The sequence below is a fragment of the Amycolatopsis coloradensis genome, assembly GCF_001953865.1.
Classification (GTDB): Bacteria; Actinomycetota; Actinomycetes; order Mycobacteriales; family Pseudonocardiaceae; genus Amycolatopsis; species Amycolatopsis coloradensis.
This window is the reverse complement of the sequence record NZ_MQUQ01000044.1, coordinates 1-19994: the sequence shown is the minus strand read 5'-3', so window position 1 is coordinate 19994 and position 19994 is coordinate 1. Positions and strand designations below refer to the sequence as shown.

Below are 19994 nucleotides of genomic sequence, written 5' to 3'. Positions count from 1 at the left end.
CGGGCACGCGCCCGGCAGGAGCCGTTCCGGCCACGATCTTGAGGAGACCACGCGCCATGCCGACCACGGAAGCTGCCGGGACACGCCACCGCCTCGCGCGGATCGCGACCGAGGTACTCGCCCCGTGGGTCTGGGTGCTCGGCCTGCCGCTGATCGTCGCCTGGAAGGTCACCGGCTACCACCTCGGCGAGACGGTCCTGTGGGGTCTCATCGTCGGCGTCACCGGTTCGCTGATCCCGATGGCGGTGATCGTGCGAGGTGCGAAGAAAGGCAGGTGGGACAGCCACCACGTGACCGATCGCGCCGGCAGGCTCGTCCCGTTCGCGGTCTGCATCGGCTCGCTGGCGGCCGGATTCGTCATCCTGATCGCGGGCGGCGCTCCGCACGAGATGATCGCGCTCGCCGCCGCCGAACTCGTCTGCCTGATCGCCGCGCTGGCGATCACGTTCGGCTTCAAGTTCAAGATCTCCATGCACGCGATGGTGGCGGCGGGCGCGGCCGTCATGCTCATTCGCGTGTACGGCCCCTGGCTCGCCCTGGTCTTCCTCGGGGTCGGCTGGGTCTGCTGGTCCCGCGTCGAACTCGGCGACCACACCAGGGCCGAGGTCACGACCGGAACGACTGCTGGTGTCGTCCTCGGTGGCGGTGTTTACCTGGTGCTCGAAGCTGTTTTGACTTGACCCGCGCCGTATAGGTCGTTATACACTTTAGACAGCAACTGACCGGTGAGCCCGGTGGCCAAGAACCGCTCCCCTGCGCCTGCCGAAGGGTCCCGGAAATGTCCCAGATCCTCCAAGCCCTCGACTTTGCAGTCCCCCCAAGTACATGAAGGCCCCCTTCCCTGCGATAGACGCAAGGAAGGGGGCCTTCATGTACTTCTGGCGACCAGCGCGCCGGTGTCGAGTGGGTCGGGTTGGTCAGGCCCCGGCGAGACCGCGGCGCTTCAGCAGTGGCTCGATCTCCGGGTCGCGGCCACGGAAGGCGCGGAACGCGGCCATCGGGTCGACGCTGCCGCCCCGGCCGAGCAGCTTGCGACGGAAGTGGTCACCGTTCTCCCTGGTGAGGCCGCCGTTCTCGCGGAACCACTGCACGGTGTCGGCGTCGAGGACCTCGCTCCAGATGTAGGAGTAGTACCCGGCGCTGTAGCCGCCGCTGAAGATGTGCGCGAAGTAGGTGGTGCGGTAGCGCGGCGGCACCGCTTCCAGCGCGACACCGGCCTTCGTCAGCGCCTCGGCCTCGAACCGCTGGACGTCGTCGACGACGTCCTCGGTGCCGAGCGCGTGCCAAGCCTGGTCGAGGAGGGTCGCGGCGAGATACTCGGTCGTGGAGAACCCTTCGCCGTACTGCTGCGACGCCAGAAGCTTGTCGATCTGCTCCTGCGGCAGCGGCTCGCCGGTCACGTGGTGTTTGGCGTAGTTGGCCAGCACCTCGGGCCAGAGCATCCACATCTCGTTGACCTGCGAGGGGTATTCGACGAAGTCACGCGGGACATTGGTGCCGGAGAACGTCGGGTACTGGACATCCGAAAGCAGCGAGTGCAGTGCGTGCCCGAACTCGTGGAACGCGGTGACGACCTCGTCGAAGGTCAGCAGGGTCGGCTCCCCCGGTGGCGGCTTGGCGACGTTGAGCACGTTCACCACCACCGTCTTGGTGCCCAGCACCTTCGTCTGGTCGACGAAGTTGTTCATCCAGGCGCCGCCGCGCTTCGAGTCGCGGGCGTAGTAGTCGAGCAGGAACAGGCCGAGTTCGGTGCCGTCGGCGTCGAAGACCTCGAAGATCCGAACCTCGGGGTGGTACTTCGGCAGGTCTTCCCGCTCGGTGAAGGTCAGGCCGTAGAGATTGGTCGCGGCGAAGAAGACACCGTCGGTCAGGACACGGTTCAGCTCGAAGTACGGGCGCAGCGCCGCGGTGTCGACCTCGAACCGGTCCTTGCGGACGCGCTCGGCGTAGAACGCCCAGTCCCACGGCCGCAGGATCGCGCCGGGGATGTCGGCTTCGAGGTAGCGCTGGAGTTCTTCCGCCTCCGCCTTGGCGTTGGCGACCGCGACCGGCGCGAGGCGTTCGAGCAGCCCGACCGCGGCCTCGGCGGTCTTCGCGGTCTCGTCTTCGATGACGTACGAGGCGTGGTCGGGGAAGCCGAGCACGGCGGCCCGCTCGGCACGCAGCCGGACCAGCCGGGCCACGATCTCGTTGTTGTCGAACTCGTTGCGCCGGTTGCCGCGGGACACCGACGCGGTGAAGATCCGCTCGCGCAGGGCGCGGTCCTCCAGCGAGGCCAGTGCCGCCTGCGCGGTCGGCAGCGTCAGTTTGAGGACGTACTTGCCCTCCTCGCCGGCGGTCCCGGCGGCCGTGGCGATCTCGTCCTCGCCCAGCCCGGTGAGTTCCGCGACGTCGTCGACGACCACCGCGAGTTCGTTGGTGTCCTTCAGCAGGTTCTGCTGGAAGCGGGTCGAGAGCGTCGAGAGTTGCTCGTTCAGCTCACGCAGGCGCTTCTGGTCGGCGTCGGGAAGCCCGGCACCGGCACGGCGGACGTCGGTGTGGTGCCGCTCCAGCAGTCGCAGCGACTCGGTGTCGAGGCCGAGTTCGTGCCTGCGCTCGAACAGCGAGTTGATCCGGGCGAACAACGCGGGGTTCAGGTTGATCGCGTCGGCGTGCGCGGCCAGCCGCGGCGCCATTTCGGCCTGCACGCGCTGGATCTCGTCGTTCGCGTTCGATCCGGCGAGGTTGAAGAACACGCTGGAGACGCGGGACAGCAGTCTGCCGGACTTCTCGAGCGCGACGATGGTGTTCTCGAAGGTCGGCGGTTCGGCGGAACCGGCGATTTCGTCGATCTCCGCGACGTGCTCGGCCAGGCCCGCCTCGAAGGCGGGAAGGAAGTGCGCGTCGGCGATCCGGTCGAACGGCGGAAGGGCGTAGGGCAGCTCACTCGGCGCGGCGAACGGGTTGTCCTGCGGAATCATCGGTGTTGCTCCCGGGTCGTCGAATCTGCTGGTCTGGCCACCTTACGGGCAGCGAGGGGCCGGTGGATGCCGTCCTGGCGGTGACACCGCGGACGGCGATGGTCACGCTCCGGTGCTACCGCCCACCACCGCGTCGGAGCTCTGCTTCCTGCGCTTGGCTTTGGCCTTGGGTTCCGGCGGGGCGATACCGGCGAGGTCGCCGCCGTTGTCGTTGACCCGCAACACGAACGGACGAGTCTCGGTGTAGCGGACGACCGAAACCGACGCCGGGTCGACCACGATCCGCTGGAAGGCGTCGAGATGCTGACCGAGCGCGTCGGCGAGGATCGACTTGATCACGTCGCCGTGGCTGCACAGGAGCCAGACCGCGTTCTCGCCGTACTTCGCGGTGATCCGGGCGTCGTGCGCGCGGACGGCCGCGACCGAACGCGCCTGCATCTCGGCCAGTCCTTCCCCGCCGGGGAAGACCGCGGCCGAGGGATGTGCCTGCACGACCCGCCACAGGGGTTCCTTGAACAGATCCTTGAGTGCGCGGCCGGTCCACTCGCCGTAATCCACTTCGGACAAACCGGGCTCTTTGAGCTTGTCGAGACCGCGTGCCTCGGCCAGCTTCGCGACCGTCTGACGGCAGCGGAGCATCGGCGAGACCACGATTTCGGCGATCGGGATCGGCGCCAGCCGGTCGACGAGCGCGGCCGCCTGCGCGCGGCCGGTGTCGTCCAGGCCGACCTTGGGCGTGCGCCCGGCGAGGACGCCCGAACCGTTCGCCGTGGATTTGCCGTGGCGCAGAAGGATCACAGTACTCACGTGGCCCACCCTACGTGTCGCGCTTTGCCCCACCCCGCAATTCGTCCTCTGGTTGCGGTAGTTGCGCGTGCAAGGACCGCAACCAGAGGACGAAACGCGGGGGTTAGATGTGCGGGCCGGCGCCGGGGTCGAGGACGCCGGTGAAGATCAGCACGAACAGCAGGACGCCGAGCACGAGCCGGTAGATCACGAACGGCACGAAGCTCTTGGTCTTGATGTACGACATCAACCAGGCGATGACGGCGTAGCCGACGCCGAACGCGACCAGCGTCGCCAGGATCGTCGGCCCCCACTGCGCCGGGGCGCCGTCCTTGCCGATGTCGGTCAGCTTGTACAGCCCCGAGCCGAACACCGCGGGCAGCGCCAGCAGGAAGGAGTACTCAGCCGCCTCCGCACGGGTGTAACCCAGCAGCAGCCCGGCGCTGGTGGTGCCGCCCGAACGGGACACACCCGGGATCAGTGCCAGCGCCTGCGCGAACCCGAAGCCGAGACCGTGCGGCACGGTCAACTGGTCGAGGGTCCGCTCCTGCTTCCCGATCCGGTCGGCCACCAGGAGGACCAGGCCGAACACGATCAGCGTGGTCGCGGTGATTCGCAGATCACGGAAGGACTCGTCGATCGCGTCCTGCAGCAGCAGGCCCAGCACCACGATCGGCAGCGAGCCGACGATGATCAGCCAGCCGAGCCGGGCGTCGGGGTCCTGCCGCCATTCCTTCTTGTAGATCGAGAAGAACCAGGCGCGGAGGACCTTCCCGATCTTGCCGGAGAAGTACAGGATGACCGCGAGTTCGGTGCCGATCTGGGTGACCGCGGTGAACGCGGCGCCCGGGTCGTCCCAGCCGGCGAGCGCGGCGGTGATCCGCAGGTGCGCGCTGGAGGAGATCGGGAGGAACTCGGTCAGGCCCTGGACAAGGCCGAGGACCAGTGCTTCGAACCATCCCATCAGGCGACACCGGCCAGTTCGACGGCTTCGGCGGCGACCTCGAGAGCGTGTGCGGAGCTCTCGGGGTCCGGCATGGACGGCGCGACGGTCAGTGTCGTGACACCCGCCCCGGCGAAGGCCCGCATCCGGTCGGCGATTCGTTCCTTGGAGCCCAGCAGCGACGTCGCGTCGATGAACTCCAGCGGGACGGCCGCCATGGCGCCCTCGTAGTCGCGGTCCAGGTACTTCTGCTGGACGTCGGCGGCTTCGCGCTCGAAGCCCATCCGGCAAGCGAGCTGGTTGTAGAAGTTCTTCTCCCGGCTGCCCATCCCTCCGAGGTAGAGCGCCGCGTACCCGCGGACCGCGTCGGCGCAGGCCTTCCAGTCGTCACCGACCACGAGCGGGACCGTGGGGACGACGTCGAAGCCGTCAAGCGAGCGCTCGGCCTTCTCCGCACCGGCTTGGATCAGCTTCAACTGCTCCCCGGCGTGCTCGGGCGAGAAGAACACCGGGAGCCAGCCGTTCGCGATCTCGCCGGTCAGTTCGAGGTTCTTCGGGCCGATGGCGGCCAGGTACACCGGGATCTCTTCGCGCACGGGGTGCACGGTCAGCGTCAGTGCCTTGCCTGGCCCATCGGGCAGGGGCAGCTGGAAGTGGTCGCCGTCGTACTGGACCTGCTGGCGGCCCAGCGCCTTGCGGACGATCTCGACGTACTCGCGGGTGCGGCCGAGCGGCGACGCGAACTTCACGCCGTGCCAGCCTTCGGACACCTGCGGGCCGGAAACGCCGAGGCCGAGGCGGAAACGCCCGCCCGACAGCGTGTCCAGGGTCGCGGCGGTCATCGCGGTCATCGCCGGGGTCCGCGCGGGGATCTGCAGGACCGCACTGCCGACGTCGATCCGGGAGGTCTGTGCCGCCACCCACGCCAGCACCGTCGGCGCGTCCGAGCCGTACGCCTCCGCGGCCCAGACGACCGCGTAGTCCAGTTCGTCCGCCTTCTTCGCCAATGCCAGGTTGGCCGCGTCAGCAGCGGGACCGCCCGCGCCCCAATAGCCCAAATTCAGTCCGAGTCGCACGGCGTGAATGTATCCATCGGAGTGTCACTCCTCCGTTCAGGGTGTTGACATCGCGATGACCCGGCCGGTGGTACTCGCTCACGACACGCTCACCTGCTCCGCGTCCCGCACTTGCCTTCCGGCTAGGCTCGCCTGTCGTGGAAAAGCGACAGCTCGGCCGGTCGGGACTGCGGGTCTCGCGGATGGCCCTCGGGACCATGACGTGGGGTGGCGACACCGACTCGGAGGAGGCGGCCAGCCAGCTGGTCGCGTTCGTCGACGCCGGGGGCACCCTGGTCGACACCGCCGACATCTACAGCGAGGGCGAGAGCGAACGCGTCCTCGGCGCCCTTCTCGGGGACCTGGTCCCCCGTGACGACATCGTGCTCGCCACCAAGGCCGTCGCCCGCCGCACCGACGGCCCGTTCGGCGGCGGGGCCTCGCGCGGTGCCCTGCTCACCGCGCTCGAAGGTTCGCTGCGCCGCCTCGGCACCGACCACATCGACCTCTGGCAGCTGCACGCTTGGGACACCACCGTGCCGGTCGACGAGACACTCGCCGCCCTCGACTACGCAGTGACCACCGGCAAAGCCCGGTACGTCGGCGTCTCCAACTACTGCGGCTGGCAATTGGCGACCGCGGCGGCCCGCAGCTCGGCCGTCGCGCCGCTGGTGTCGACGCAGGTCGAGTACTCGCTGCTGGAGCGCGGGGTCGACCGTGAGGTGGTGCCGGCGGCCGAGCACCACGGGATCGGGATCCTGCCGTGGGCGCCACTCGGCCGCGGCGTGCTCACCGGCAAGTACCGCACCGGGACACCCGCCGATTCACGCGGCGCGTCGAGTGTTTTCGCGGGTTATGTCGAACATCACCGGACCGATCGCGCGGCCAGGATCGTGCAGGCGGTCGCGACCGCCGCCGACGGCCTCGGGACCTCGCCGCTGGCCGTCGCGCTGGCGTGGGTCCGCGACCGGCCGGGAGTGGTCGCGCCCGTGGTCGGAGCCCGTGACACCGGTCAGCTGACCGGATCGCTCGCGGCGGAGGAGATCACGCTCCCGCCCGCCATCCGCTCGGCGCTCGACGACGTCAGCGCGATCGAGGTCGGCTACCCCGAACGCGGCCTTTGAGCCGTCCCGAGTACTGGATTAGGTGACTGTTGGGTGACACAGACGTGACGCGGTGGGGTTCCTGGGGGATGCTGGACAGGTCCGTTCGACGAGTAGCAGGTGGAGGCACCAAGGTGGGTCGGCTGTCCGCCGTTTCCCGGATCGCGATCCCGCTCGCCGGTGCCCTGGTGCTCTCGTCCTGTAGTACGGACGACACCCCCAACGACACCTTGCAGGTCGTGCAGAACCCCGTCGCGGTGACAGCGGCGGTCTCGCCGGCCGTGACGGTCAAACCCGCGGGCTCGGTGTTCGCCGCGCCGGGGGTGAAAGCGCTGGTCACCGACGAAGCGACCAAGACGCTCGTCGTCGCCGTCCCGGAGCCGCCTTCCCTGCGTATCTACGATCTCGCGACCCTGGACACCCCGAAGACGACCGTGGCCTTGCCCGGTCCGGCGGAGCGGCTCACGGTCTCCGGTTCGCAGGTGCTCGCCAGCGTTCCCGGCAAGAGCGTCCTGGCGAAGGTGTCGCTGCCCGGTGGCGCGCTGGAGACGGTCCCGGTCGCGGGGCAGCCGTCGGCCGGGCTCACCGACGGTGACGCGACGCTGGTCTCGGTCCGCGACCGCAAAACCGTCGAGGTGCTGTCCGAGAACGCCGGCCCGAAGAGCATCACGGGTCAGCTCTACAGCGCCGACGACGTCCTGAACACCGGTGACGGCGTGGTCGTCCTCGACAAGCTGCGCACGGCCTTGTTCTCGGTCGACCTGGCCGAGGGCAAGATCGGCGAAGGCCTGCGCGCGGGCGACGGCGCGGCCAACGCGGTCACCGATGACCTCGGGCGCGTCTTCGTCACCGACGCGCGAGCGGGCGCCCTGCTGGCCTTCTCCACGACGCCGCTGTTGCTGCGCCAGCGTTACCCCGTCCCCGGCGGGGCGTACGGCATCGCCTACGACCGCACCCGTGGCCTTGCCTGGGTCACCCTCACCGCACGCAACGAGGTCGTCGGCTTCGACGTCCGCGGCGGGGAACCGATCGAGAAGCACCGATTCCCCACGCTGCGGCAGCCAGATTCGGTCACCGTCGACGAGCAGGGCGGCCGCGTGGTCGTCGGCTCGGCCATCGGAGAAGGGATCCAGGTGATCACGCCATGACAGTGGTGGACGAGGCGGTGGTCGAAGGGGATTGGGAGTACCGGCGGCTGCAATTGCCTCCCGGTGTTTCCCGGCGGGCGGCGGCGACGCAGCTGTCGATCCACGCCGAGTTCGCCGGATGGGAACTCTCGACCGTCCGGCTCTACTCCGATGGGACGCGAAGGGTGTGGTTGCGCCGCAAGCGCACCGCCACTCCCCTGCCCGGCCTGATCACCTGAACACGCGGGCGAGCCAGTCCGCCCAGATCTTCTCCTGCTTTTCGGGGTCGACGTCGCCGAAAAGGTGATGCATCGCGACCATCGGCCCCTGGAACCCGCGGACGAACCGGAGGAGCGCGTCCGGCGTCCGGATCCCGACCGTCTGCTCGTTCGCCAGGTAGACCTCTCCCTCCACAGTGGACACCGAGCCGGTCGACAGCCGGACCCGGTCCCCCGTTTCCGGCCGCCCCGCCAGGCCGAGTTCCCTGCCGAGCGTGAGCCACGCGCGATCCCAGTCTTCGCTCATCGGACCGAACACCGTCAGTGGCTCGGCTCTCCGCCCCGGGAACGTCGTCAGGTACTCGACCAGCGTGCGGAAGAACAACTCGCCGCCCGCCGTCATCGCCTCGAACTCGTCTTCCCAGTCGTCTCCGGGAAGGAAGCCACTCGTCACGGTCCGCAGTACGGTACTGGCGCCGGCACGGCCCTCGATGAGGAACTCGTAGGCGACGAAGCGCCCGTCCGGCCCGGGTTCCGTGCCGTAGACGAGTCGCTCCAGCGGATCCCACGCGGTGATCGCCGACGTGGGTTCGTAGCCGCCGAAGGCGGTCTTCACGGTGCCACCGACACCGCCGTCGACCTCGTTGCGCCCCATGAACCACGACGTGATCCCCGGGCCGGTCGCGATGGCGTCCCAGACCTGCTCCGGCGTCGCGTCGATCTCGAGGCGGTCGGTGACTTCGAATTCGTGGCCCATTCAGCGCTCCTCGGGCTCGGTTTTGACGCTCGGATGGACGGCGACGACGATCCGGTGGTCGCGGCCCTTCTCGGCGCCTTCGTCGTGGTATTTGCTCACGAGGTCCGTGATCGCGACGGTGAGTTCCTCGGCGAACGCGGCCCTGTCCTCGGCGGAGGAGAACCGCACCTCGCCGTCGATCGCGAAGGTCGCGACCCGCTTGCGCGCCTTGGTCGAACCGGTGATCAGCACGCCGACATCGCGTACCAGCCTGCCGGCCACCGCGAGCAGCCAGCGCGCCGACAGCCGGTCCGGCGACTGGGCCGGGTCGGGCTGCACAGCGGACAACGCGGCCGGCGAGATCACGTAGGACGACGCCGTCGCGCGCATCATGCGCTCGGTGACGTTGCCCTTGCGCCGCTCCTCGACGAGCTCGACCAGCCCGTGCTTCTCGAGCGCGCGCAGATGGTAGTTCACCTTCTGTCTCGGCAGGTCCACCCGCCCGGCCAGCATCGTCGCCGACGCCGGTTCGGCGAGTTCGGCGAGCAGCCGGGCCCGGACCGGGTCCAGCGAAACTTCGGCCGCTTCCGCGTCCTCGATCACCGCTACGGAGAACATGGCACGAAGGTGCCACCGAAAAGAGAAGTTGTCAAGGAAGCTAGGTTTGTCGGCGAGCCTGGTTCGCCAGGGCCAGAAGGCGCGGCACCACCTGCGGCGCGGCCTCCAGCGGGACGACGTGCCCGACACCGGGCAGCACCACGGACGTCCCGTTCTCCACCGCGCCCGCCAGTTCCTCGACGTCCGCCGTCGGCACGAGCTTGTCGCGCTCCCCCACGATCGCGGTCACCGGCACCGTGCCGACCTGCGACAACGCCGATTCCCGCGTGTAGGCGTCCAAGGCGGGCCGGAACGCGGACACCGTCTGCGGCCAGTTGCCGCGGATCATCCGCACGGTCAGTTCGACGTCTCTGGGCACCGGGTCGTCCCCGAAAAGCCACCAGCGCAGCCCCGCGGTCACCGCCTTGCTCGTATGCTCGCGCACCAGGCCGATCAGCTTCGTCCCGAAGACCATTTCCAGGTCCCGGCCGAGTTTTCCGAGCGCGTTCGGCCAGATCGCGTCCGGGGTGACACCGCCCGCCGACATGGCGAGCAGCCCGATTCCCGCCACCCTCGCCGCGAAGAGGTCCGGATGACGCTGGGCGAGCGACAGGATCGCGAGGCCACCCATGTCGTGGCCGACCAGGACGACCCGGCCGTCGGGAACCACCTTGTCCAGCACCTCGGCCAGGTCGTCGGCGAGGTGCCCCATGGTCGCCGACGCCGGCCGGACGTCGCCGGATTCGCCGTGCCCGCGCTGGTCGTAGGCCAGGACCGCGACCGGCTCCTCCCCGGCTTCCGCCAGCACCGGCGCGACGGCACGCCAGCTCCGCCTGTCGAGGGCGTACCCGTGGAGGAGGACAACGGTCACCGGTGCCGACAGCTCACCCCAGCGCTCGAAGTGCAGGGGTGTTCCGTCGGCGACCAGCAGACCGGGCATCAGGCTGAGCGGAGGAAGCGGTCGAGAACGCGCACACCGAACTTCAGCGCGTCGACCGGGACCCGCTCGTCGACCCCGTGGAACAGCGCCGAGAAGTCGAGGTCCGCGGGCAGCCGCAACGGCGCGAACCCGAAGTTGCGGATCCCGAGGGACTGGAACGACTTCGCGTCCGTGCCACCGGAAAGCATGTACGGAAGCGTGCGGGCGCCAGGGTCCTCGGCGAGGACGGCGTTGGTCATCGCGTCGACGAGGGCGCCGTCGAAGGTCGTCTCGACCGGTGGCAGCTCCATCCACTCCTTCTCGATGTCCGGGCCGAGGATCTCCTCCAGTTCGGCGTTGAAGGCTTCGAGACGGCCGGGAAGAATCCGGCAGTCGACCGAGGCTTCCGCGACCGAGGGGATGACGTTGGACTTGTAGCCCGCGGTGAGCATCGTCGGGTTCGCCGTGTCACGCAGGGTCGCGCCGATCATGCGGGAGATGTTGCCGAGCTTGGCGACGGAACCCTCGATGTCGTCCTCGGGGAAGTCCCAGCCGGTGATCTCGGTGACGCCGTCCAGGAACTCGCGGACGGAGTCGGTCATGACCAGCGGGAAGTGGTGGTTGCCGAGCCTGGCGACGGCTTCGGACAGCTTGGTGACGGCGTTGTCGCGGTGGATCATCGAGCCGTGGCCCGCGGTGCCGCGCACGCGCAGCTTCATCCAGCGGATGCCTTTTTCGGCCGTCTCGATGAGGTACGCGCGGACGTTGTCCTTCAGCGTGATCGAGAACCCGCCGACCTCGCTGATCGCCTCGGTGACGCCCTCGAACAGCTCGGGCCGGTTCTCGACCAGCCATTGCGCGCCGTACTTGCCGCCCGCTTCCTCGTCAGCGAGGAACGCGAAGACGAGGTCACGCGGCGGAACGACGCCGTTGATCTTGTAGTGGCGAGCCAGCGCGAGCGCCATGCCGACCATGTCTTTCATGTCGACCGCGCCGCGGCCCCAGACGTAATCATCCTGGATCGCCCCGGAGAACGGATGCACCGACCATTCCGAGGCGTCGGCCGGGACGGCGTCGAGGTGACCGTGGATCAGGAGCGCGCCCCGCGACGGGTCGGCACCCGGCAGCCGCACGATCACGTTGTGGCGGTTCTTCCCACCGGACTCGACATAGGTGATCTCGTAACCCGCGTCGGTGAGCTTCTCCGCGACGTACTCCGCCGCGACGCGTTCACCGACCAGCGTGTCGGGATCACCCGTGTTGGTGGTGTCGATGCGGATCAGTTCACTGGTGAGGGTGACTGCCTCTTCGGCGGCGGCCTCGATCAGATTCGGTTCGGTCACCAGGCATTCCTACCATTGGTGGAGCTGGCCGACCCGGCACCACCGCCGCGTGGACACGTGCGAAGACCCACTCCCCTCATGCGCTGTGAGGCAGGCGGACACAGGACCGGACCCCACCCAGGGCTCTGGGCCGCGGGTGCTTCGGCTGCTCCGACCGAGGCCCGTGCAGAGGAGCTCCGCGCCTGAAACCGCCTGCCCCTGAATGGGCCAGGCCCGGCATCGTTTGCCCGAACGCGACGCTCCTGCGGAGGACGAGACCACAAGCCGCAACCTTCCCGCAGCTGCGGCTGCACAGCCGGCCGAGCACAACGCCTTAGGGCAGCCGGGCCCACACTGGACGCCGACGGGCTGTAGTGCGTTCGAGCTGGTCAGGACTGCTTAGAGCCGAAGCGAGCTCATCGAGTCGGTTCGCCGGACGAACTGAGCGTCCCGCCGTGCGCGCCACACCGAGGGCGCCACCCTGCGGGTGACCACGAGTTCGTGAGGTGCGTAGTCGTTGCCGGTGCCAGACACCTCCATCCCGGCGGCCATCAAGATGGTTCGCATCGCCGCGGACATCGCTTCGCCGATCGTGGACATCAGCCGCGCGAACGCGGCGGCTTCTTCGCCCTCTCGATGCGGGTCCTCGGCCCAGGCTTGCTGCCCCGCGTCGAGCAGGACAGCGTGCTCTCTCCAGTCGACCAGCACGCCATGCAGATCCGGGACGTCCACCGTCACGACCGCTCCGGCGGTACCTATCGGATGACCACCAGGGACCACCGGCAATCCGGCCGCAGCCAGTTCGGCCTGCACAAGATCACGCAGAACCTCCAGCTGAAGCCTTCCCTCAGACCCAACCGCAGCGATGTCTGTCATACCGGCATCCAACCGCATGCCCACCGTCGCATGACCGAGCGATGGTGCCGTGTCACTGCCGTCCTGTAACACGTTCAGCAGCGGGACGACGTGATCGATGTGAACAACTGGCTGGCAGTTCTTGCGACCTTATTCGGTGCGGTATTCGGCTCGGCCACGACTTTCTTGAGCCAGCGTGCGACGGCCCGGGAGACCTCGCGCGAGGCCGAGCGGGAGGCTGTTCGACGAGAGGAGCGCGAGCGGCGCGATGCTGATCGGCTCGAGCAGCGGGAAAAACGGGAGCGTGCTGCCCAGCGCCGCGACCTACTCCGGCAGGCAGTCCACGCGCTGCTGGATGCGGCACAGGACATCGACCAAGTGGCCAGCCATCGTCAGCAAGACGATCGCGACCATGCCCTCGTGCACAAGCTATGGCTGACTTACCACCAGCTCGCGGTACTCGCTCCACAACACCTCACCAACCACGCGTGGGACTATGCCGTGGTGCTAAATGAGGTGTTCTGGAAAGGCACGCCGAACGGAGAGCCAGTGTGGGAGGTCCTCCAGGGACCACGCGACCAGTTTGATCGCGCCGCGCATGTCGCAATGGCTGAGTAGACCTAACTCTTAGCTGCTCGGCGCACCGCACCAACTGATCAGCCACTATGTGGACTCATGGCAGCTTTCCGACGTACTTCGGCCGCTGCCTGCTCGGAGTACGACGAGAACAGGCAAGCACCTGGCGACTACTCGCCGCAACATCCGTCGAGAACTCGCGACAGTCGAATATGCGGCCTCACCAGTCGGCGACCCCAAACACCTAGCCGAGGGGTGCTCACGAGGAGGTGCCCAGGTCGTGGTCACCCGGCTCGCCCCGCTGTCGTGCACGGCGCACTTTCCGGCGGATCAGCAGCAGCAGCAGTATGACGGCCAATACCAGCACGCCACCACCGAGCAACCACGGCCATCCCACCCACGGGGTGTGGCCGTAGACCGTGACGAGTTCGTTGTCTCCGGTCACCCGGGTAAGCTCGCGCGGCACCAGGATCACGTCGTCTGAATCGAGAAGGTCGTTGCCCGCGCGGAACTGGTCAAGGCCGGAGTAGGTCTCGCCGTTGGCATCGATCGCCTTGTCGTTGGCGATGACCAGGGTCATCAACTCCAGTACGCCGTCCGGATGCTTGACCAGCACAACGCGGGCGGAGACGCGTTGAGGGTCACCACCGGCCTCCTGAATCGCGCGGCGGACCGCTGCGCTGAGGTCGCAGGAGGTGTCGAAGCGGTCACCGCCACGCCCCCCGCTGCCGGGCCCCTTAGTGCAGGTGAACACGCTCATCAGCCGAGACAGCAGCTGCTCGGGCGAGTAGTAGGCCGCGAGATTGGCCTGGCGGTCCTCGGGGGCGGCGCCGTAGCCGGGCAGGCGATCGTTCTTGACCGCGCTCGACTCCCAGTACTCCTTGACGAGGTTCGGCTTGGGGTCCGGCGTGTCGGCGGACCCACAGGCCGACACCGCCAAGCCGATCGCCACCAGGATGGCTGTAAGTAACCGCGGGACCACACACATGCCCCTCAGTGTGAGGGAACGGCTCGGCCATGGACAGAGCTCGATGGCTACCTTTGTGCGATGCAGGTCGTGCCGGACGGCACGCCGAGGCTGACCAGCCGTAACGGCGCGGACTTCACCGGCAGGTCCCCATCCTCGGCGACGACGCCCTGGGTGACGCGCTGACGCGGAAGGCCCGTTCAGCGACGTTGTTCGCGGCGGAACGCACGCCGTGCGTCACGCGAAAGGCGACGGTGTCGTGCTCGGCGAACGGGTTCACCGGTCAGGGTCGACCGTCGGCCGTGGCGTCGAGACGTTCTTGTTGTCCTCCTTGAGAACGCGAGGGCAAGATCTGTGGTTCGTCAGGTGGGGTCGTGCCCGCTCTCTGGTGCGGGAGCGTCCAGCAGGGAGCGGAGAAGCTGGCGTAGGTCGTCCGCGTCCACGATCCCGTCGGGGTCCGGCATTGAGACTGGTGAGATCGCCTATTCAACTGTCGCCAGTTCTCGGTGTTTGTAGCCGTTGAGGGGCATCTCGGTGTGGGAGATTCGAAGGGGCCCACCGCACACGTCGACCATCCCGGCGTGTCGTCCCGTAGACCGGTCAATAGATCTCCCGTATTCCGGTGGCCCTCCTGGACGAACCGGAACTGCCGAAGTCGCTCGACCGCAGCTGGCGCAGCCTGACCACATCCGGTGGCGCCGTCAGGGTCGACGATATCGCAGAGCGGGCAGGTCTGAGCCGACAACATCTGGCCACCCGCTTCCGTCGTTCCAGTCCGCGTTCGATGTCGGATTCCGCTCTGTAGCTCCCCGGCAGCTAGGTGAGCTTGGCGTCCAGGTCATCGTCCGTCATTCGGCAACGTCACGTGAATCAACCATCGGGCTTGGGACAATATTCAAGTTACTGAATCATTCGCGACAGGGTGAACACGCGACGGATAACTGCACAGGCAGACACCGATAGCCCAAATTCGTACTTGAACACCTAGGAGCATGTAGGCCGTGGACGGACACTCAAGGAACTGTGTACTCGCCGCCAACGACAGTCAGCCGGACACATCACATCATCTATGGGGGGCTTCCCACACGACCCATATGACTGGTTCCGAACCAGCGGAAAGGACTGCTCTCATGCCGTCTCGACGTTCGCTCACCACCTGTGGAGTACTGATGATCGCCGCTGTGCTTTCAGTCGGACTCGCCTCCCCTGCATCCGCGGCATCTCGTTCGATGGAAACGGACGATGACAGGCCTGGGGGACGTTTGACCTTCACCGCCAAAGGCGACATTGCCGAGTTGTGCGACCGCCAGCCGGACGGATGGGGGGTTGCCATGCGCGTCCATGGCGCGTACACCCACACGAACAATCGGGGAAGTGGCAAATGTGACACCCTTCGTCCGACGTTGAACCCGAAGTACGACCTGGAGGACGAAAAGAGGTACAAGTTCGATATCTGTTTGGTGAAGAACGGGCGCTACGAACATTGCGACGAGGCCTACTGGGTCGCCTGATCGGTGCCACGAGCTTGGACCACAGGCCGTCGGTAAGGTCGCCGGCGGCTTGCTCGGCCCGCCCGGAGCCTGGTTCACCGGTTCTCGTTCTGCCCGCGGGAAAGCCTGCGCTTTCGGAAATCCATGGGAGGAACGCCATAAGCGTCGCGGAAGGCCCGGCTGAAAGCAGCCGCGTGGCCGAAACCCCACCGGCTGGCGATTCGGTGCACTGGCACGAAGAGCTGGGCAGGATCGGAGAGGTCGCGACGAGCCCGTTCCAAACGTTGGTGCCTGATCCACGAAGCCACCGTTTCGCCGCGCGCCTGGAACAGGCGGTGTAGATAGCTGAGCGAAATGTGATGGGCCGCGGCGACTGCGCCAGGGGTCAACCGCGGGTCGTCCAGGTGCTGCTGGATGAACGCCTGAATCCGAAGGGTCAGTGTTCGAGCATGCGTCTCCGGCTCGAGCGACCGCTCGCCCTCGGTCGCGCAGGCGAACAGCGCGGCCATCAAATCAATCAGAACAGCTCCGAGGTGGGGGTCGCCCGACGTCGGGTAACTGTCGGCATCCACCGCCAATCGAGTCAATACCCCGGAGAGTAGCGCGCCGACGCCCTCTCGTCCGGAGAACGGAACCCCGATAGCGCGATCGGCCGTTCGCTGCGGCAGTGGCAGCAGAGGCCTGGGAACCAGCACACCGAAATACGTCGACAAGCTGTGACCGTCTGCGACACAGCCGCGATACGGACGCGAGGTGCTACCCGCATGGAGGCTGTGCGGGGTCAGGACTGTTTGCCCGGTGCCATCGTCAATCACTTGCGCTCCGCGCAGCATCAGCGTGACATGATAAGCCTCGGGATCGAACTGCCCGATCAGTTCCGGCGTCCGACGGTAGGTCATTGCGGATGAGGTTATGGCCCAAGCGTGCACGAGACCGAAATCCAGAGATCTCTGACGAATTCGAAAATCCTCAGCTTGACCGCTACGGTTAACGTGCATGTACGGGGCCATCTGTTCGCGCCAGTGGTAGAACTGGCCTGTCCCGGATGTGACCCCTCTCGTGAACTCCGCGTTCGACATGGTCCCCCTCGGATGTGTATCCCCTGGCCGAGTATCCACAAAAGTGAGCTGCGTGGCGAAGTGTTTGACCGCATATCCCCGCCCGCGTCGGACTAACGAGGCCCGGTGAGTCACTGAGCGGGGGTCGAACCCGAGAGCGACGAGCCCGATCCCCGCGGCAGCGGCCGGCCAACGTTGCCGAGCGCGAATGGCTTGTGTACGTGCCGCGGAATCACTCAGAACAGATCGCCGCCGAGCATGACTGGCCGGACGAACTACTTCCCCTCATCCGGCATGCCCCCAAGCACGGCTGCGCCTACATCGAGTTCGACAGCCACCAGTGCGACGAATCGCCCGCACCGACACGGCAAGGGGCGGGCGGCTGCGTCCTGGCTCAAGGAGGGGCCGCCGGGATACGCAAGAACGCCGGGAAAGCGAGCGGCTGACCCGCGACTCGCCATGTATGTCGGGACAGGGGTACCGAGATGGCCGACGCCAGGTTCAGTGCTCCGCATTTCCGTCGTACACCGGTAACTCGTTCATGTGCGAGCAGTAGAAGGGAACGCCGGTTGCGTGTGACCGGGTAGCTGTTGAGCGGACCAGAACGCGCGAACGACGGCCGATGTGCCGATGTCAGTGGTGGACCACCGGTAAGCGGAGCGGTGGTTCAGCGCGGCGAGAACCAGCACGGTGCCGAAGCGGCGGAGCCGGTAGGCCGGATTGACCTCAATGTGGCTGACGACGCCTCGCTGGTCGACGCCGCACAGCTGCAGGCTCAGGGTACCGACCGTCTATCCTTGCAGTTCGAGGACGAGTCCGCCGATCGCCACGGGGCGGCTCGGTGGTCGCGGGCGGAGAACGAGTTCCGCCCGTGCGTCCGGCCGTGGCGAGGTGAAGCGAAGGTCCAGCTCGAGCCAGGTCGCGCGATCGAGGTAGGCCTCCAGGCACGAGTTGCAACTGGTGGTGTGCAGGTCGACCGAGTGGTCATAGCTGGTGGTCAGCCCGCTCACGGCGAGGTGGTGTTTGCGGTACAGGCACCTCACGTGCGAGCCCGCGAGCCGGCGCGAGAGGCCGCTGTCGGCACCCGGGCTGTGCCCGCCGCCCCGGCGAACGGTCACCGTCCAACGCCGAAGCGGATCCACAAACACCGTGCAGGGTCTCGCCGCGCGTGACATGTCGATCTTCGCTGACCTGTGCGTTTGCCGGCTGTCTCACCTGGTGTCACCCGAGATCGATCTCAGTCTCGTGACATTTCTTCGAACGGTGCGGCGCGGCACTAGAACGACCTCGCTCGAGTTCGAACAGTCAACTCAGGACCGAAGACGTGCTTCTGCTTCCCGAGCGGTCGCCGGTGTGGCGGCCGGGACTGAAAGAGAACTCGGCGACCCTTCACGAGCTGCGACGGCTACTGGCGTGGCTGGTTAGCTTCCCTGGAGACAACTGGCGGGAGCGGTGGGTCAACGCCGGAGCCGACCACGACCTCGGCTGACTGCCCACCGTTCCGGACCATCGGGCCTTCACCAGGGCAGTTCGTGGTCCGATGATCCGCGCGGTCGGGCATCTCTTCCTGGAGAGGGTCGGGCTGCCCAGCTACAATGCTCTGCTCGCTTACCACGCACACACGCTGTATGAGAACGCCCGGCGAACCCCCGAGTTTGAAGTGTTCGCGGCGCTGGACGATGTGGCGGTCCAACGGGGCGTCGCGGACAAGCACCGACTCCACGCGCAGAAAGCCCTGAGCAAGATCGTCTCCACACAGGACGGTCACCGAGCGCACTCACCGCCGATGACGTCCTGGAGATGTACGCGTGGATCTCGAACGCCCGGCTCCCAGTTGCTCAGATCGAAACGCTCGACAAGTTCTTCGAGGCGCGAAACGCGATCGTGCACGATCTTGACTACGAAGACCCGTCGGCCCAAGCAGTCAGGCACGGTGGCGTGGGGAGATGGAGGAGGCCCGCGACGATTGCGACGCGGTGCTTGCCGTTGTCGCAACGATCATCCGCGCGACAGCAACCAACGTGCGGGCATGCCGTTGAGCGGCACCCTGGGTCTTTTCGCAAAGGACATGAATTCAGAATATTCTGATATCTATTGCCATTTCTCTGGGTTAATTAACCCACGGGTTACCCGTGGGTTGATTGATGCGGCCACGCTCCACGTAAAGAGCTAACTTGCGACAGGCGCCGTGACCAATTGGTGCATGAAACCGATGGCTGACTCCACCCGATTGCGGATCGCCGACAGTTCCGTAATCGTGAAGCGACCCGCATGGCCGTGCGTGCCGTCGTTGAAGGTCCGGAACAACGACAACACGTTCGCTACATCCTCGTCTACAAGGCGCGTTATGCCGTCGTTAGTCACGCCGTGCCTGCGGAGAAGGTAGCTGATCTTAGCCCTGCGGGTCGGTGCGCCCCTGTCAGTCATCTCGCAGCCGGGCTCCTCTCGCTTGACATCCACGTCGGAGGCCGAGCCGTCGAGAATCGCGATGATCACCTCACGCGCACTGGTACAGAAGTGCCGGGCAGCGTCCGGGTTGTGCGGACTGAGCGCATAGAGCGCGCCCGTCCACCTGCTGGCGAGATCCTGTCCGAAGGCTGCGAGCTCAGTCGCCATCGAGGGAGCGCGGAGCTCGTCCTCGGTCGGGTCTTCGTCTCGAGCCCCGTCACCGTCCAGCGCGTTGACCAGGTACACGCTGTTCGCAGTCTCGTCGCTGGCAAGGTCGACGAACCGCTGAGCGGCTGGTGAGACAGAATGAGAGGCAAGGTTCGACTCGACAGTGCTGTACGTCTGAACAAGCGTAGCTGTCGATGCACGGACGGTAGTGAAGGTGGCGCTTGCAGGCCGCGCGTTAAGACGCGCAACCTCCTGGTTGATCCGCTGCCGCTGGTTCTCGACCTGTCGGTTGTGAGCGCGCGCCTTCGAGTTGTATGTGCGCACCTCACGGTTGTAGTCGTTCAATGCATTCTTTACGCCGGCGTTGTATTTGCGGGCCTCACGATTGTAGTTATCGATTGCGCGCTTCTGATCACGCTCCGCCTTCTGCACGGCGGCGCGGAACTGCGAAGGAGTCAGCTTGCGGACCATGCGCCCAGTGTAAGCCATGGAGCGGCCCTCTTCCCCAGGCTGCCGTATGGGGTGGCCAGGCGCCTAGATGATTGATTCCGTGAAGATCGGGTGAAGTGGCCTGGTTGAGGGCGTGAGAGGAGGGTGTCCAAGATCAATGTGTGAGCAAAGAACTAGTGCCGTATCAAGCAACGTTGGGTAGGTAATCCGGTCGGC

Annotated in this window: 21 protein-coding genes; 8 read left to right on the top strand and 13 right to left on the bottom strand. The window is 66.8% G+C overall.

The window, feature by feature from the left end; all coding sequences use genetic code 11:
* Nucleotides 1–56 precede the first annotated feature (56 nt).
* Nucleotides 57–680, top strand: coding sequence for a hypothetical protein (locus BS329_RS41185; protein ID WP_076168989.1), 624 nt, complete (start codon nt 57–59; stop codon nt 678–680).
* 237 nt (nt 681–917) lie between these two features.
* Here the strand turns inward: BS329_RS41185 and BS329_RS41180 are convergent, their stop codons facing one another.
* The 4 genes from BS329_RS41180 to BS329_RS41165 form a co-directional block, all read right to left on the bottom strand.
* Nucleotides 918–2960 carry a M3 family metallopeptidase gene (locus BS329_RS41180; RefSeq protein WP_076168987.1) on the bottom strand — a complete coding sequence of 681 codons (2043 nt, stop codon included), beginning with the start codon at nt 2958–2960 and terminating at the stop codon, nt 918–920.
* 102 nt (nt 2961–3062) lie between these two features.
* Nucleotides 3063–3767, bottom strand: a complete 705-nt coding sequence (locus BS329_RS41175; protein WP_076169025.1) for a histidine phosphatase family protein — start codon at nt 3765–3767, stop codon at nt 3063–3065.
* A gap of 103 nt (nt 3768–3870) precedes the next feature.
* Nucleotides 3871–4710, bottom strand: coding sequence for an undecaprenyl-diphosphate phosphatase (locus BS329_RS41170; protein WP_076168986.1), 840 nt, complete (start codon nt 4708–4710; stop codon nt 3871–3873).
* The gene (locus BS329_RS41165; protein WP_076168984.1) at nt 4710–5765 is read right to left on the bottom strand and encodes an LLM class F420-dependent oxidoreductase; all 1056 of its coding nucleotides are present in this window, start codon (nt 5763–5765) and stop codon (nt 4710–4712) included. The genes BS329_RS41170 and BS329_RS41165 overlap by 1 nt, the downstream gene beginning before the upstream one ends.
* 137 nt (nt 5766–5902) lie before the next feature.
* Between BS329_RS41165 and BS329_RS41160 the strand changes: the two genes are divergently transcribed.
* From BS329_RS41160 to BS329_RS41150, 3 genes are all read left to right on the top strand, one after another.
* Nucleotides 5903–6868 carry an aldo/keto reductase gene (locus tag BS329_RS41160; protein WP_084750875.1) on the top strand — a complete coding sequence of 322 codons (966 nt, stop codon included), beginning with the start codon at nt 5903–5905 and terminating at the stop codon, nt 6866–6868.
* 113 nt (nt 6869–6981) lie between these two features.
* On the top strand, nt 6982–7995 hold the full coding sequence (locus BS329_RS41155; RefSeq protein ID WP_076168981.1) for a YncE family protein: 1014 nt from the start codon (nt 6982–6984) through the stop codon (nt 7993–7995).
* Nucleotides 7992–8213 (top strand): DUF5703 family protein, encoded by a 222-nt coding sequence (locus BS329_RS41150; protein WP_016334446.1) that lies wholly within the window; start codon nt 7992–7994, stop codon nt 8211–8213. Before BS329_RS41155 ends, BS329_RS41150 begins: the two co-directional genes overlap by 4 nt.
* On the opposite strand, the gene BS329_RS41145 is transcribed toward BS329_RS41150, so the two are convergent.
* From BS329_RS41145 to BS329_RS41125, 5 genes are all read right to left on the bottom strand, one after another.
* Nucleotides 8206–8949: an SRPBCC family protein gene (locus BS329_RS41145; protein WP_076168979.1), complete on the bottom strand. Its 744-nt coding sequence runs from the start codon at nt 8947–8949 to the stop codon at nt 8206–8208. The two genes, BS329_RS41150 and BS329_RS41145, sit on opposite strands and share 8 nt — an antisense overlap.
* On the bottom strand, nt 8950–9546 hold the full coding sequence (locus BS329_RS41140) for a winged helix-turn-helix domain-containing protein (RefSeq protein ID WP_076168978.1): 597 nt from the start codon (nt 9544–9546) through the stop codon (nt 8950–8952).
* Nucleotides 9547–9586: 40 nt separating this feature from the next.
* Entirely contained in the window at nt 9587–10465 is an 879-nt protein-coding gene (locus tag BS329_RS41135; protein ID WP_076168976.1) for an alpha/beta fold hydrolase, read from the bottom strand.
* On the bottom strand, nt 10465–11787 hold the full coding sequence (locus BS329_RS41130) for a M20/M25/M40 family metallo-hydrolase (RefSeq protein ID WP_076168974.1): 1323 nt from the start codon (nt 11785–11787) through the stop codon (nt 10465–10467). Before BS329_RS41130 ends, BS329_RS41135 begins: the two co-directional genes overlap by 1 nt.
* A gap of 378 nt (nt 11788–12165) precedes the next feature.
* Nucleotides 12166–12504: a hypothetical protein gene (locus tag BS329_RS41125; protein WP_076169023.1), complete on the bottom strand. Its 339-nt coding sequence runs from the start codon at nt 12502–12504 to the stop codon at nt 12166–12168.
* Between the two features lie 228 nt (nt 12505–12732).
* Between BS329_RS41125 and BS329_RS41120 the strand changes: the two genes are divergently transcribed.
* The gene (locus BS329_RS41120) at nt 12733–13239 is read left to right on the top strand and encodes a hypothetical protein (protein WP_076168973.1); all 507 of its coding nucleotides are present in this window, start codon (nt 12733–12735) and stop codon (nt 13237–13239) included.
* A 217-nt stretch (nt 13240–13456) separates the two neighbouring features.
* Here BS329_RS41120 and BS329_RS41115 read toward each other — a convergent pair whose 3' ends face one another.
* Nucleotides 13457–14149: a hypothetical protein gene (locus tag BS329_RS41115; RefSeq protein ID WP_076168971.1), complete on the bottom strand. Its 693-nt coding sequence runs from the start codon at nt 14147–14149 to the stop codon at nt 13457–13459.
* 1184 nt (nt 14150–15333) lie between these two features.
* Here BS329_RS41115 and BS329_RS43225 point away from each other — a divergent pair.
* Nucleotides 15334–15675: a hypothetical protein gene (locus tag BS329_RS43225; RefSeq protein ID WP_143253445.1), complete on the top strand. Its 342-nt coding sequence runs from the start codon at nt 15334–15336 to the stop codon at nt 15673–15675.
* A gap of 74 nt (nt 15676–15749) precedes the next feature.
* On the opposite strand, the gene BS329_RS41100 is transcribed toward BS329_RS43225, so the two are convergent.
* Entirely contained in the window at nt 15750–16652 is a 903-nt protein-coding gene (locus tag BS329_RS41100; protein ID WP_244197501.1) for a helix-turn-helix transcriptional regulator, read from the bottom strand.
* A gap of 281 nt (nt 16653–16933) precedes the next feature.
* On the opposite strand from BS329_RS41100, the gene BS329_RS41095 reads away from it, so the two are divergent.
* Nucleotides 16934–17158 (top strand): hypothetical protein, encoded by a 225-nt coding sequence (locus tag BS329_RS41095; protein WP_143253444.1) that lies wholly within the window; start codon nt 16934–16936, stop codon nt 17156–17158.
* Between the two features lie 345 nt (nt 17159–17503).
* Here the strand turns inward: BS329_RS41095 and BS329_RS41090 are convergent, their stop codons facing one another.
* Nucleotides 17504–17830 (bottom strand): hypothetical protein, encoded by a 327-nt coding sequence (locus BS329_RS41090; protein WP_143253443.1) that lies wholly within the window; start codon nt 17828–17830, stop codon nt 17504–17506.
* 206 nt (nt 17831–18036) lie between these two features.
* Between BS329_RS41090 and BS329_RS43710 the strand changes: the two genes are divergently transcribed.
* Nucleotides 18037–18201: a hypothetical protein gene (locus tag BS329_RS43710; RefSeq protein WP_158075895.1), complete on the top strand. Its 165-nt coding sequence runs from the start codon at nt 18037–18039 to the stop codon at nt 18199–18201.
* A gap of 680 nt (nt 18202–18881) precedes the next feature.
* Here BS329_RS43710 and BS329_RS41080 read toward each other — a convergent pair.
* Nucleotides 18882–19799: a pPIWI-associating nuclease domain-containing protein gene (locus BS329_RS41080; protein WP_076169021.1), complete on the bottom strand. Its 918-nt coding sequence runs from the start codon at nt 19797–19799 to the stop codon at nt 18882–18884.
* Nucleotides 19800–19994: the final 195 nt, after the last annotated feature.

Coding starts and splice junctions, on each gene's coding strand:
- BS329_RS41100 (WP_244197501.1), bottom strand. CDS start 16,652: ATGCACGTTAACCGTAGCGGTCAAGCTGAGGATTTTCGAATTCGTCAG.
- BS329_RS41170 (WP_076168986.1), bottom strand. CDS start 4,710: ATGGGATGGTTCGAAGCACTGGTCCTCGGCCTTGTCCAGGGCCTGACC.
- BS329_RS43225 (WP_143253445.1), top strand. CDS start 15,334: ATGATCGCCGCTGTGCTTTCAGTCGGACTCGCCTCCCCTGCATCCGCG.
- BS329_RS41185 (WP_076168989.1), top strand. CDS start 57: ATGCCGACCACGGAAGCTGCCGGGACACGCCACCGCCTCGCGCGGATC.
- BS329_RS41135 (WP_076168976.1), bottom strand. CDS start 10,465: ATGCCCGGTCTGCTGGTCGCCGACGGAACACCCCTGCACTTCGAGCGC.
- BS329_RS41150 (WP_016334446.1), top strand. CDS start 7,992: ATGACAGTGGTGGACGAGGCGGTGGTCGAAGGGGATTGGGAGTACCGG.
- BS329_RS41140 (WP_076168978.1), bottom strand. CDS start 9,546: ATGTTCTCCGTAGCGGTGATCGAGGACGCGGAAGCGGCCGAAGTTTCG.
- BS329_RS41145 (WP_076168979.1), bottom strand. CDS start 8,949: ATGGGCCACGAATTCGAAGTCACCGACCGCCTCGAGATCGACGCGACG.
- BS329_RS41180 (WP_076168987.1), bottom strand. CDS start 2,960: ATGATTCCGCAGGACAACCCGTTCGCCGCGCCGAGTGAGCTGCCCTAC.
- BS329_RS41080 (WP_076169021.1), bottom strand. CDS start 19,799: ATGGTCCGCAAGCTGACTCCTTCGCAGTTCCGCGCCGCCGTGCAGAAG.